Origin of the sequence: Actinomadura terrae, from assembly GCF_022751215.1 — a bacterium.
GTDB lineage: Bacteria > Actinomycetota > Actinomycetes > Streptosporangiales > Streptosporangiaceae > Spirillospora > Spirillospora terrae.
In genome coordinates this window covers 136214-148942 of record NZ_JAICDG010000004.1, presented here as the reverse complement: position 1 = coordinate 148942, position 12729 = coordinate 136214, and the positions used below count along the sequence as shown (strand labels likewise).

General features: G+C 70.1%; 9 protein-coding genes. 4 read left to right on the top strand and 5 right to left on the bottom strand.

The features are described from left to right. Nucleotides 1-59: 59 nt before the first annotated feature. Nucleotides 60-710, top strand: a complete 651-nt coding sequence (locus tag K2F47_RS25325; protein ID WP_242907727.1) for a MerR family transcriptional regulator — start codon at nt 60-62, stop codon at nt 708-710. Here K2F47_RS25325 and K2F47_RS25320 read toward each other — a convergent pair. Next, entirely contained in the window at nt 704-1732 is a 1029-nt protein-coding gene (locus K2F47_RS25320; RefSeq protein WP_242907726.1) for an alpha/beta hydrolase, read from the bottom strand. The two genes, K2F47_RS25325 and K2F47_RS25320, sit on opposite strands and share 7 nt — an antisense overlap. Before the next feature lie 64 nt (nt 1733-1796). Here K2F47_RS25320 and K2F47_RS25315 point away from each other — a divergent pair, with 64 nt between their 5' ends. Then, nucleotides 1797-2321, top strand: coding sequence for a MarR family winged helix-turn-helix transcriptional regulator (locus K2F47_RS25315; RefSeq protein ID WP_242907725.1), 525 nt, complete (start codon nt 1797-1799; stop codon nt 2319-2321). Nucleotides 2322-2362: 41 nt separating this feature from the next. On the opposite strand, the gene K2F47_RS25310 is transcribed toward K2F47_RS25315, so the two are convergent. Further along, nucleotides 2363-3289: an NADP-dependent oxidoreductase gene (locus tag K2F47_RS25310; RefSeq protein WP_242907724.1), complete on the bottom strand. Its 927-nt coding sequence runs from the start codon at nt 3287-3289 to the stop codon at nt 2363-2365. Between the two features lie 173 nt (nt 3290-3462). Here K2F47_RS25310 and K2F47_RS25305 point away from each other — a divergent pair, with 173 nt between their 5' ends. Beyond that, on the top strand, nt 3463-4239 hold the full coding sequence (locus K2F47_RS25305) for an AraC family transcriptional regulator (protein ID WP_242907723.1): 777 nt from the start codon (nt 3463-3465) through the stop codon (nt 4237-4239). Nucleotides 4240-4389: 150 nt separating this feature from the next. Here the strand turns inward: K2F47_RS25305 and K2F47_RS25300 are convergent, their stop codons facing one another. Continuing rightward, nucleotides 4390-7434, bottom strand: coding sequence for an AAA domain-containing protein (locus K2F47_RS25300; protein ID WP_242907722.1), 3045 nt, complete (start codon nt 7432-7434; stop codon nt 4390-4392). Between the two features lie 520 nt (nt 7435-7954). Here K2F47_RS25300 and K2F47_RS25295 point away from each other — a divergent pair. Further along, on the top strand, nt 7955-8641 hold the full coding sequence (locus tag K2F47_RS25295) for a Rossmann-fold NAD(P)-binding domain-containing protein (RefSeq protein WP_242907721.1): 687 nt from the start codon (nt 7955-7957) through the stop codon (nt 8639-8641). A gap of 21 nt (nt 8642-8662) precedes the next feature. Here K2F47_RS25295 and K2F47_RS25290 read toward each other — a convergent pair whose 3' ends face one another. After that, nucleotides 8663-11785 (bottom strand): non-ribosomal peptide synthetase family protein, encoded by a 3123-nt coding sequence (locus K2F47_RS25290; RefSeq protein ID WP_242907720.1) that lies wholly within the window; start codon nt 11783-11785, stop codon nt 8663-8665. Nucleotides 11786-11936: 151 nt separating this feature from the next. Then, the gene (locus K2F47_RS25285; protein ID WP_242907719.1) at nt 11937-12713 is read right to left on the bottom strand and encodes a HisA/HisF-related TIM barrel protein; all 777 of its coding nucleotides are present in this window, start codon (nt 12711-12713) and stop codon (nt 11937-11939) included. Nucleotides 12714-12729: the final 16 nt, after the last annotated feature.

Genomic DNA, 12729 nt, shown 5'->3' with positions numbered 1-12729 from the left:
TACTTAGGCTGCTAACCTTGATCTTGTGTAATGAAGTCGTCTTGATGTCAACTGGTGCCGTGGCTGACGATCGGGTGGTCCTTATCGGCGAGGCGGCGGCGCTGTACGACATCGCCCCCTCAGCGGTGCGATGGTGGGAGCGCCTGGGCGTGCTCAACCCGCCTGCCCGCGACGGCGGCAAGCGGGTCTACCGGGACGCCGACCTGCGCCGCATGGGCATCGCGTACCTGTGCTGCATGGTCGGGAAGATGCCGCTGGACCAGGCCGCCGTCGTCACGTCCGGCAAGAGCACGCGGGACGCCTGGCAACGCACGGTCGGCGAACAGATCGACCAGTTGAGCCAGCAGATCGCACGGTTGGAGGCCGCCAGAAGCTACCTTCGTCATCTGCTGAACTGCGAAGACGATGACATGGCGCAGTGCGCATATCTGGAAGGCGAACTCCTCGCACGCACCCCGAGGGGTCGCATCGCCGAAACCGATCTCGTCACCGCCGCCCGAACGGCCCATCAAGGCGAGCAACCGCGCGGCGAGGCGCCGCCCCGTGACGAAAACCTGGCCGACCATTCGTCGCGTGACGAAAATCTAGGGCGCTGTGCCGCTTGCGCGAAGCCAGTGACACGGGCGTCCCGGGGCCGTCCCCGAAAGTACTGCTCTCGCGCGTGCCGGCAACGCGCCTACCGCGCCCGCTCAGCTGATCGAGCTCATTGAAGGCGGTGGGCCAGCCAGGCGAGGGCCTGAGGGTGGCGGTATTCGATGGCGACGTGGCCCGCATCGAACAGCTCGAACCTGACGGTCTTCTCGGGCACGCCCGCCCTTTCCACCGCTTCGCGGAAGGCCAGCGCGCCGAGGTCGAGGAACCATTCGTCGCGCGTTCCGGCGTCGATCCAGATCGCACGCATGGACCGCAGCGCCTCGGCGTGCGCGGGCGCCATCCGGACGGGGTCCCAGCGCAGCCAGCGCTCCCAGACATCAGGGCGCAGCGCCCCCGTGACGGGGTCGAACGGCAGCAGCGGTGTGCCGTCGGCGTCGGGTGAGAAGCAGGCCGACACCGCCAGGATCTCCAGCAGCCGCGGGTCCTCCTCCTTGGTGAAGGCGATGCGGGAGCGGAAGTCCTGCCACCAGGAGAAGATGTCGCCGCCGTAGGCGCGCAGGTCGCGTGCGGCCCGCAGGAAGTGGGGGATGTACTGGGCCTCGGACAGGGCGTCGCCCGAGTGTGTGGCGAACCCGCCGAACAGGTCGGGGCGCAGCATTGAGGTGACCATGGCGCCGAGCCCTCCACTGGACTTGCCGGCGATCGCCCGGTGGTCGCGGTCGGCGAGCGTCCGGTAGTGGGCGTCGACCCACGGGACGACCTCCTCGCACAGGTAGGAGTGGTAGCGGCCGGTGCCGGGGGAGTCGACGTACTGGCTGCCGCCGTAGGTCGTCCAGGCGTCCACGAACACGAGGATCATGGGCGGCGCCTCGCCGCGGGCGAACAGCGCGTCGGTGGCGACCGGTACCGACGTCCGGAAGGCACTGGGCTGGTTGCTCCAGACCGGGAGCGTGCCGGTGAACCCGAGCAGCATGTAGACGCTGGGATAGCGGCGCTCGGGCTCGTCGTCGTAGCCGGGCGGCGTGTACACCCACAGCGGCCTGCGGTGCGGGTCGCCCAGCGGGTTGCCGCGCAGGAGCCGGCTGTCGATGGTGCGTTCGTCGATCCGTCCGGCGAACGTGGGGGGCCACAGGGGCACGAGCGTCCCTCGCTCTCAGTTATTACGAAAACATATTATCGGAGAGCATAGTATGTTCCGTGGGGTGGAGGACTCGATCGACCGGCACATCGCCCACTGGTCCCGGGAGCTGGCGGACCTCGACCCCGACGTCGAAGGCGCGATAACCCGGATGCAGACCCTGGTGGCGCTCCTGCGACGCCGTCGCGAAGCCGCACTCGGCGCACGCCGCCTCAAGGGCTGGGAGTACGACATCCTCTGGCGGCTCCGCTCGACCGGGCCGCCCTACCGCGCGACGCCCACCTGGCTCGCCCAGGCGCTGAACACCCACCCCGCCACCCTGACCAGCAGACTCGACCGGCTGGAGGAGTCGGGGCACCTCGCCCGCGTGCACGACCCGTCCGACCGGCGGCGCCTCCTGGTCGCGCTCACCGACGAGGGCCACGCCGCATGGGAGGGCGCCATCGGCGACCAGGCCGCCGCCGAGCACGCGCTGCTCGCCCCGTTGACCGGCGGCGAGCGCGAACAGCTCGCCGGGCTGCTCCGTAAGGTCGTCATGGCCGCCGAGACCGACGGACCGCCCCTGATGCCCCCGGTCGAGCGCCCCTGACCTGTCGACGAGGGACCCCTTAATCGCCGGGGGCCGCCGGATCAGAGGGTGAGGACGACCTTGCCCCGCAGGTGACCGGCCTCGATCAGCCGGTGCGCGTCGGCGATGCGCTCGAACGGGAAGGCCTCCTGCACATGAACGCGGAGCTCGCCGCGTTCGACGAGGTCGACGAGGCGTCGCAGGGCGATCGGATCGGGGTCGACCCCGATGCCGCTGAAGCGCCTGCCCGCCGCCTCGAACCTGGCGGCCAGCTCCGCGTCCTCGTCGGCGACCGCCGTCACGAGGTGACCGCCTGGGCGGAGCACTTCGAGCGAGCGCGCGGCGGTGTCGCCGCCGAGCGTGTCGAGCACCACGTCGACGTCGCCGGCGACCTCGGCGAAGTCGACCTCGGCGTAGTCGATCACCTCGTCGGCGCCGAGCCCCTCGACGAACTCCCGCTTGCCAGCGCCGGCGGTTGTGATCACGTGCGCGCCGAGCGACTTCGCGATCTGGATCGCGACGTGGCCCACCCCGCCCCCGCCGCCGTGGACCAGGACGCGGTCGCCCCGGGAGATCCCGCCCAGGTCGACGAGGCCCTGCCACGCCGTCAGCCCGACGACCGGCAACGCCGCCGCCTCGGCATGCGAAAGCGACGCGGGCTTGCGCGCCAGGTGCAATGCCGGCGCTGCCACCATTTCGGCGTACGCGTTGGCCGCCCGGGGAAACAGCGGCATTCCGAACACCTCGTCCCCGGGCCTGAACCGCCACGTCTGCGCCTCTTCGACCACGCCGCTGATGTCCCAGCCGAGCGTGAACGGCGGCTGGCCGAGCAGCGGGAACTCGCCGGCGCGCAGGCGCGGTTCCAGCGGGTTCAGCCCGATCGCCTTGACCCTGACGAGTACCTCGGTCGGACGGGGGCGGGGCTCGGGCGCGTCCACGATGGTGAGGACCTCCGGTCCCCCGAAAGTGTGCTGGGTGATGACTCGCATGACTCTCCTGGTTTTAGGCGCGGCAATTCATCTGATCCGACCAATCTCAACAATGAACGCCGCTGCGCATGCGTGCCACCGGTGTCGCGCCAGCATATTCCGATAACCCGCCAACCTTTCGATGAGCGACCGGCGTGACAGAGACTTGTGAACGCGGGCTAGGGTGAGTGCCGATGACCGAACTCATGCGCGAGCCGGTGTTCTTGACCGGCGACTCGGCGGTCTGCGAGCCCCTGGCCCACGGCGAGGACATCGCCGCGCACTTCCATGACTTCGGCCAGCTCAGGTACGCCGCCTCCGGTGCACTGGTCACGACGACCCAGGCCGGGACGTGGGTGGCGCCGGCGAACCGTATTACCTGGGTGCCGCCCCTGTGCGTGCACAGCGGTCGCTCGTACGGCGCGACCGACGTCCGGCTGCTCCGCGTTCCGGCGGCATTGGTCGGTCAACTGCCGACGGAGCCCTCGGTGTTCGCGGCCAGTGCGCTGCTGCGCGAGGCGTATCTGGCGATGCTCGGCGAGGACGACCCGTCCGACAGCCCCCGCGCCCGCCTTCTGCTCGACGTCGTCATCGCGGAGCTCGCCCGGGCCCCGCAGGAATCACTGCGCCTTCCGGAGCCGGGCGACCCTCGTCTCAAGGCCGTTACCGACCTGCTGCACGCCGATCCCGCCTGCTCGGCGACGCTGGCGGAGCTGGGACACAGAACCGGTTCGAGCGAACGAACGCTCAGCCGCCTGTTCAGCCGCGAACTGTCGATGAGCTTTCACCAGTGGCGCACAATGCTGCGCATTCAACGGGCACTGCTCGAACTCTGCGAAGGCGCCTCGGTCACCGCCACGGCGATGCGACTGGGCTGGGCGAATCCGAGCAGCTTTATCGAGGCCTTCACCGAACTCGTCGGCCAGACCCCCGGTCGTTACCGCTCCACGGCACGCGCCTCTCACGACTAGCGCCGGCGTGGCGGCCTTCCCGTAATTCCGGGCGGAGCGGCGGTGGCACGGCCGAGGCCTTCGTCGCCGCTGACCGCTGGCTGACCTATGTCCAGGTGAGAGGTCGTGAAGCTCTCCACCGTGCTCATGTACGACGCCGACCTGCGCGGGTCACGTGCCTTCGGGAAGCCAGCGGCTCAGGCGCGTTCTCGGCACGCTCGCCGCGACGTGCCAGAGCCGGTGCCGAGGGTCCCATTTCGCCTGGACCAGACGTTTGGCCTCGTCCTTCTCATCGTATGGAACGTCCAGGTAGAGGCGGCCGTCGACCACGTCGCCGGGGGAGATCCCGTCCGCCGCCGATGCCTTCGCGGCTCGACGGGGTGCCGGGGCCCACCGGCGGGCGGGCCGGTCCATGCGGGCGCGGTCGACGATGCGCCGTACCCGTTCGCAGGACGTCGCGTCGGTGATCCGCATCATCAGATCGGTCGACCCGCCGTGAGCCAAAAGGTTCAGGGAGCCGTGCCAGAGGACGGTGTCGTCGACGATCAGCACTTTCTCGTGCATGCGCTCGCGGGCCTCGACCCGGCAGCCCGCCGCCCGCATTGTCGCGACGAGGTCGGCGTCCTTCGTGCCGGCTTCGTGCTGCCGGGTGTAAACGGTGACACGTGTGCCGGCGGCGATCCGCGGTGCGAGACGCTGGAGCCAAAAGCGCACCGGGGTCGCGGCCAGAAAGGCACAGTAGATGTCGATGCTTTGGCGGGCGTGCGCGATGTCCCATTCGACGGCGCGGGAGACCTCGTCGGCGGGGAAGAACGCGGGACGCGCCAGTTCTTCGGGCGCCAGGTCGCTCAGGTCGGCGGCGCTGCGCACCGGGACGAGTTCCTCGACCGGAAGCCGCTGGGCGTGCTTCTCGAAGTACCCGAGCATGCGGGCGGCCTCGCTCGTGCGGCTGAGCCCGCGGTGCATGAACTCGGTGTTGGCGACCAGGACGAGATGGTCCTGCGCGCGGCTCAGCGCGACGTTCAGCAACCGGCAGGTGGCCGAGGAGAGCCCGATGCCCTCGTAGAAGTAGCCGAGCCGGTCACCGGCTCCCGCGACGGTGTCGATCACCACGAGCGGGCGCTGGCTGCCCTGAAACCTGTGGACGGTGTCCACCACACCGTCGTAGGTCTCGCCGAAGCGGTGGGCCAGGCTCGTGTTCAGCGCCTTCTTCTGGCTCCGGTAAGGGCAGATGACGGCGAGGCGGTCGGCCGCTCCTTCCCCTTCGGCGTGCGCGGTGTGCTTGCGGGCGGGCAGAACGGTGTCGTACTGCAAGCCCCGGACCAGCTCGTGGATCACGGCTTCATGGACGGCGTTGGTGGTGTGGGCGTTCCTCCTGCCCCGGTCCGGGACCCGGCTGGAGGTGTCGACGAGAACCAGGGGGCTGTCGATCAGTGGTGAGGGCGGCAGCCGCGTCCCGTCCTCCCGTCCGGTCAGCAGCGGCGCGTCCGGATAGGCGACTTCGTTCACCACCGCGCAGATCGCCCGGCGCATGCGGTACTGCTCGTTGAGCGCGACCATCCTGGGGTCGCCGACGCGGGCGCCGCCCTGCGGATCGACGAGCCCCGCGGCGTGGAACGCGTCCCGGTCCATCCACAGCAGCGAGTGCTCCTTCTCCTGGGCCGGTGCCTTGCGGTTGTTCGAACCGCGTGTGACGGCGGGCAACTGCCGGAAGTCGCCCGCCAGCACGACCCGCTTGCGGGCCAGGCCCGCCGCGTACCAGGCGGACGGCAGGTTCACCATCCCGGCCTCGTCGATGACCACCACATCGATCTCGTCCAGCAGCCGGCGGGTCTGCACCGCCTTGGACACCGTCGTGCCCAGCACGCGGCAGCGGCTCCGCACGGTGTCCGTGAGCTTCTGGCGGTCCTTCCGCAGGTCGTCGAGGCGCTTCTGCAATTGGTCGGCGGCCTCCCGCAGCCGCGCGACCGGGGCCAGCCCCTGCACCCGCGCCAGGACGCTCGGCAGGGCCGATTCGACGGCGGCCAGCTCGGATTCGCAACGCCGATGGTCCGCCTGCGCGGCGCCGAGCCGCTGCTGACCCGCCTCCAAGGCGAGGCGATGGTGGTACAGCTCGCCGTCGAGCGCGTCCAGCCGCGCCTGCTTGCGTTGAGCGAACATCCCGGACGGAGTCCCGATGCGGGCCATCTGCTCCCGGACCCGCGCGATCTGCGCGGCAGCGGCGTCGACCGCCGCCCCCGTGTCGAGGACGGCCTGGTGGACGGCCACCAGCCGCCGCCCGAGCTCTTGGCGCTCGGTCATGGCCCGCTCCGCCTCCTCGTGGCGGGCGATGCCTTCGCGCACCCCGGCGAGCTCGGTCGTGACCCGCGCGATCTCGGCGTCCAGCTCGTCGCCCAGCCGGTCGGCGATGCGGTCGCGGTCGATCCACTCCCCGTACTTCGCGGCCAGGGACGCGACGGCGATATCCCCGGCGCGCTGCACCAGCCCCGACTCGAATCCGGGTTCCCGGGCCAGGAGGTCGCACATCCGCAGCAGGGCCTGGTCGACCGCGACGTGCGTGGGCGCCAGGAAGAGCACGCGCAGGCCCTGCCGGTAGCAGCCCTCCACGATGCTCGCGACCACGTCGGTCTTCCCGGTGCCCGGGGGCCCCCAGACGAAGGTCAACTCGCTGTCGAGCGCCCGTTCCACGGCCTGCCGCTGCCGGGTGTTCAGCCTGCGGTTCCGGTACCCCGGGACGAACCGCTCCGGCTCGGCGCAGCGGCCGATCTTCGGCTTGCCTTGGCCGACCAGCCACCCCGCGGCGGTGAGGTTGATCGCCGGTGCGCCGGTGCCCGTCTGCTCCAGCCGCTCGGCCAGCGCCACCAGGCCCGCGCTGTCGTCCTCGACCAGCTGCGCGCTCACCGGCTGGGCACCCAGGTCCGCCTCCGTGGTCACCCGGATCTTTCCGTCCGGTGACCGGGTCGCCTCGGCGCGCTCCCACGGGCCGCGCGACCGCGACGTCCGGATCAGCAGATCCTTACTGCCGAAGGCTTCCTTCCACGCCTTGCAGGAGAACAGATACTCCCGCTCGGAGCCCGACTGCCGGACGAGTCGACCGTCATGCAGCGACACTTTCTCTGCATTCGCCAGGTCGTCGTGCAGGATCGCCGCGATCTCCAACTGGACCGCACGATGCAAATGGGCGACAGGGTACGGCCCGGTCTGCTTCTCCGCCATCGATTCCTTTCCGAACGCCGTGGAACCTGACGAGCGCGACCGCACCTCAGCGGGGGCGCGCACGCGGGGGCCGCCGCGCTGTCGCTGCTTCCTGCGGAACGTCCCATACATAGGACTTTGCTCGGTGTCGAATGGTTTGCAGTGTGGCAGAAGCGGGACTCCTTGCCGACGCCCCTTGACTTTGAGTCGCTCTTGAGTCGAATAGGTCGGGCCGCGTCGTCGGCGCCCTCGACGCGCTGTTCCAGGCCGCTGAGGATGAGGGCCAGCCCGGATTCGAACGCCGACTCCTGATCGATGTCCGGAACGTCGGGCGGCAGGTCTTCGCCGTCCCAGGCAATGGCATCCGCCTGCTCCTCCAGCACGCAGCCGACCGTGAACCGGCCGGCGGCCAGCATCGCCATGTCCGGAAGTGGTAGTAGAGCGACGGCTGCTCGACGCCGAGACGCCCGGCCGGCCGCCTCGTGCTGACGGCATCGCCGGGCAGGCCCTGGCCTTCCGGCTCGCCCGCGGTGGCCACCGGGTGACGGTCGTCGAGCGCTTTCCGGCGCTGCGAGCCTCGGGCGCCCAGGCCGACCTGCGCGGGCAGGGCATCGAGGCGGTCGCACGCATGGGTCTGCTGGACGCCGTGCGCAGCCGACTGGTGGACGAGGCGGGCGTGGCCCTTCGTCGACTCCCGGGGGAGGCCGAGGGCGACGATCACGGCCAACACCTCCGGCAGGACCTGCTGATCGGCGCGAACGGACAAGGGTCACGCCTGCGGCGGGCACTACTCCCGGAGGGCGCCGACCCGTACTGGCGCGTCGGCATCCACATGGCCTACTGGTTCGTCCCGCGCATCGCCGCCGACGGCGACATCCGCGACACCTACATGGTCCCGGGCGGCCGCCAGATCTTGCGGCGCAGCCACAACCCGACCGAGACCCGGGTGTACTTCGTGATGCGAGGAGTCGGAAGAAGCATCCGCGATCCACCGCGCTCCCGTCGAGCAGCGGCCCTTCGTCAACGCGGTCCAGACCGAGGTGAACCCCCGCCTGCTACTCGTCGGCGTGCCCATGAGCAAGCATGCGATCACCGCATTCCAGTCCGCCACGACGCTGGCCTGCCGCACGTTTCGCGAAGGAGGACCGCGGCGGAGACTGCCGGCTCACGGCGTACGGCGTCCCGGCCACCGCGTAGATCCGGAATCTTCCACCGCCTTTCTCGATGAGCGAACGGGTCGATGACGGCCTTATGGCGCCGGCTCTTCGGGGGGCGGGGCGAGGAATCCGGAGTCGATGAAGTAGCGGAGGTACAGGTCGATCATCTTGGCGTCGACGGGAGGGAGGTCCAGATGGGCGTCTGCCGTCGCACGGTCGGTGTTGGCGCGGCCGAACTCGGGGAACGTTCCGGCGAAGTACATCTCCTTCACCGAAATGGAGGCGTCGGCGGCCTTCTCGTTGAACATCGGCATGAACGGCGTCATCGGATGGTCCGGCCGCCGCTTCGTCAATGCCGTGATCTCCTCGGCCCATTTCTCGTACGGGACGGTTTCGACGGGGTAGCCCATGTGCCGGAGCCGCTCGACGAGCAGCCCCAGTCTGGCGTCGTGGGGGTTGGCCAGGTGGAACACATCGCCGGTGGGACGCTCGTGCGTGAGGATGTGCGTGATGGCCTCGGCGGTGTAGTCCACCGGGACGAAGTCCAGTGGGAGTTCGACGTCGGGCGCCATGCCCGTCTCGGCGATGGTGCGGAACCACGCGCACATCAGCGTGTCGGTGTTCCAGATTCCCCGGTCGCGGGTCCCGGTGATCTCGTACGGGCGGTAGATGGACATCGGCAGCCCCCGTTCGGCCGCCTGCTGGACGAGGTTCTCGGCGACCCATTTGGTCTCCGGATATCCGAGCGAGATGCGTTCGGCGTATTCCAGCGGCCGGTCCTCCGCGACGAAGCGGACCCCGGCCGTCCCGAATCCGGCGATCACCGTGATCGTCGACACGTAGTGGAAGGGCTTGGTCCGGTGCGTCCCCGCCAGTTCCAGCAGTCCCGCGGTACCGCCGACATTGTTGTCCCGAAGGACGCCGTAGGGGTAGGCGAAGTTGATCAGCGATCCGGAGTGCAGGATCGTGTCGACGGACCGCGCGACCCGGTCACGGTCGGCGGGCTCCATGCCGAGTCCGGGCTTCGACAGATCGCCGGTGATCGGCACGACGCGGTCGCGCACCTTCTCGTAGTCGAGGCCGTACCGCCGCATCCTGCCGGCGATGCGGCGCCGCGCGTGCGCCTCGTCCTGCGCACGCGTCAGACACCAGATCTCCTGGACTCCCGCCGCCACCAGCCGGTCGAGCAGGAAGACGCCGAGGAAGCCGGTCGCGCCGGTGAGCAGGACGCGCACGGGCTCGCACGGATCGGCCGGGGCCGGCGGTGCGTCGAACCGCAGGGCGGGGTCGAGCGTCGCCTCCGCTTGGAAGTCGACTCCGTCCTCGTCAGGGGCCGCGCCGCCCTCGTCAACGATGCGTTCGGTCGCCGCCGCGAACGAGGCCACGCTGGGGTTCTCCAGCAGCGCGCGGATGATGCCGCTTCCCCGCGCCGCGTCGATCTCCAGGCGCTCGCTGAGCGCGGCGACGGTCTGGGTGGCGTGCAGGGACTGGCCGCCGAGCTCGAAGAACTCGTCGTCGCGGCTCACCTGGGACAGGCCGAGCATCTCCCGCCAGACCTCGGCCACGGCCTCCTCGACCCGCCCTTTCGGACGCCGCTCCTCGGGAAGCGCGGACGCGCCCGTGTCCTGAGCCGACCAGAGGGCGTCGCGGTCGACCTTGCCGGCGGAGTTCATCGGCATGGACGCGACGATCCGGATCTCCTGGGGAACCATGAACACGGGCAGCCGGTCCCGCAGGTACGTACGCAGCCGCATCGGCAGGTCGCGCTCGGAGGCGCCGCCCTTGGACGTGACCCAGCCGAGCAGCAGGCCGTCGTCACCCCGGTCGCTGTCCACGTCCACCACCGCCTCGTCGACCTGGGGATGGCCGGACAGGGCGACCTCGATCTCGCGCAGCTCGACGCGGAACCCGCGGAGCTTGACCTGCCGGTCACGCCGGCCGAAGAACTCCAGGACGCCGTCTCGACGCCAGCGCGCGATATCACCGGTCTTGAAGATCCGGCGGTCGTCGCCGGAGACGAACGGATCTGGCACGAAGCGCTCGGCCGTCAACTCGGGACGGTTGAGGTAGCCGAGCGCCACCCCGTCGCCCCCGACCCACAGTTCACCCCGCTCGCCGATGTCGGCGAGGGAGCCGTCCGAACGCACCACGTAGGCCGTGGAGTTCGAGATCGGGCAGCCGATCGGCACCGACTCGGCCTCGGCGGGTAGTTCGTCGACGACGTGGACGGTGGAGAGGCCGGTGTTCTCCGACGGCCCGTAGCCGTCGACGAGGCGGCCGGGCCGGCCGTGCTCCAGCACCGCGCGGACCGCGTTCGGATTGAGCGCGTCGCCGCCGGCCAGCAGGCATCGCAACGAGCCGAACATCTCCGGACGTATGGACGTGAACTGGTGGAACAGCGCGGCGCCCAGCCACATCATCGTCACGTCCTCCTCGTGGAGGAGCGCCTCCAGGGAGTCCTGCGAGAGCAGTACCTCCTGGCCGGGAACGACGAGGCGTGCCCCGTTCAGGAGCGCGCCGAAGGTCTCCATCGCCGAGATGTCGAACGAGAGATTGCAGGTCGCGCACACGACGTCGTCCTCGCGGTAGCCGACGGGGTCGTTGTCCCGAACCAGGCGCACGACTCCGCGGTGCGGTACCACCACGCCCTTGGGCGTCCCCGTCGAGCCGGACGTGTAGATCACGTAGGCGGGGTCGTCCGGTGACAGGTCGGACCGGGACGGGGCGGGGGCGTCCTCCGGGAGCCCGCCGATGTCGAGCCGCTCGACGCCGTCCGGCACCGCCTCCGCGCCGTCCGCGGAGGTGACCACCAGCGGGCATGCCGCGTCCTCGATGATCTCCTGCTGCCGGGACGCCGGCGAGTACAGGTCCAGCGGCAGATAGGCGGCTCCCGACGTCATGATCCCCAACATCGCCACGCAGCCCTCGACCGAGCGCTCCAGGGCGACGGCCACCACGTCGCCGGGGCCGATGCCCCGGTCGCCGAGCGTTCCCGCCAGCCGTTCCACACGCTGGAGGAGTTCGCCGTAGGTCAGCTCCCCACCGGGCCTGCCGGTGACGGCCGTCCGGTCGGGCGATCGGCGGGCCACTTCGGCGAACAGCTCGTGGACGAGCCGGTCGCTCGGGTAGGGCGATGACGTCTCGTTCCAGCGGCGAATGTCCTCTGGAACGGATGGGTGATGCCGGGCCTCGTCCTTTGATTCTCTAGAACGCATTCTTTGGCTCTCCTTGCTGGCAGAGTTCAGCCGCCCGAGAGGCGGCTCTTGGGCATTTCGATTGGTGCGGAGCGAGTCCGCCCCGACCGCCGATTCAGCGGTGCGGAGCTTCAAAGTGGGCCGAGGAGACCGGTCAGATCGAGTACGCCCCTCACATGAGCCCTCGACGACGGAGGTAGTCATGCGCCGCGCCCACCGCCATGGCGCCGCTGTGCGTGGCCTTGTTCACGACGGTGTAGGTCGCACGCCCGTGCACCAATCCCTCGTAGAGATGCTCGCGCGTCGCGCAGCCGCCCCCGATGACAACGGGGACATCGGTGATATCGGCGACGGCGCGGCAGAGCGGAAGGTCGTATCCCGTTCCCGCCTTCTCACCGTCGAGGCTGTTCGGGTGGACCAGGCCGGCTCCCAGGTCCTCCGTCAGCACGCCGGCCCAGGTGACGGCGTCGAGGCCGGTCTTCCTGCCGCCGCCCTCGACGAACACGTTCCACCGGTCGTCGCCGACGCGGCGGACGTTCATGATGCCGAGGACGCGCTCGGGACCGTGCCGCGCGGCCACCTCCCGCATCGTGTCCGGGTTGCGCACGGTCGTAGTGCTCAGCCCGATCGCGACGGCTCCCGCGCCGAACAGCGCGTCGGCCGACGAGAGGGAGGGGACGTAGCCGTCGGCGACCACGACCCAGAGCGCGGGCACGGCATCGGCGAGGCGTCCGACGAGCGGTGCGAACTCTTGGAACCACTCCCAGGGGTCCACGATGTCGACGATGAGCTTCTCTATGCCCGCCTGCCGGTAGGACCGGGCGATCTCCACGGGATCGCGCGGATCCGCGAGCCCGGGCATGCCCGACGGCTCGGTCATCCGGCCATGGCGCACTTCCAGGCAGGGGATGATCGGGGAACCCGACCGGACGGTTACGGGGTTGGGCATGTACCCTCCAGGGCGT

What these genes read in the sequence shown, in the direction of transcription:
- K2F47_RS25290 (WP_242907720.1), bottom strand. Translation starts at nt 11,785, where the DNA reads ATGCGTTCTAGAGAATCAAAGGACGAGGCCCGGCATCACCCATCCGTT.
- K2F47_RS25305 (WP_242907723.1), top strand. Translation starts at nt 3,463, where the DNA reads ATGACCGAACTCATGCGCGAGCCGGTGTTCTTGACCGGCGACTCGGCG.
- K2F47_RS25310 (WP_242907724.1), bottom strand. Translation starts at nt 3,289, where the DNA reads ATGCGAGTCATCACCCAGCACACTTTCGGGGGACCGGAGGTCCTCACC.
- K2F47_RS25300 (WP_242907722.1), bottom strand. Translation starts at nt 7,434, where the DNA reads ATGGCGGAGAAGCAGACCGGGCCGTACCCTGTCGCCCATTTGCATCGT.
- K2F47_RS25285 (WP_242907719.1), bottom strand. Translation starts at nt 12,713, where the DNA reads ATGCCCAACCCCGTAACCGTCCGGTCGGGTTCCCCGATCATCCCCTGC.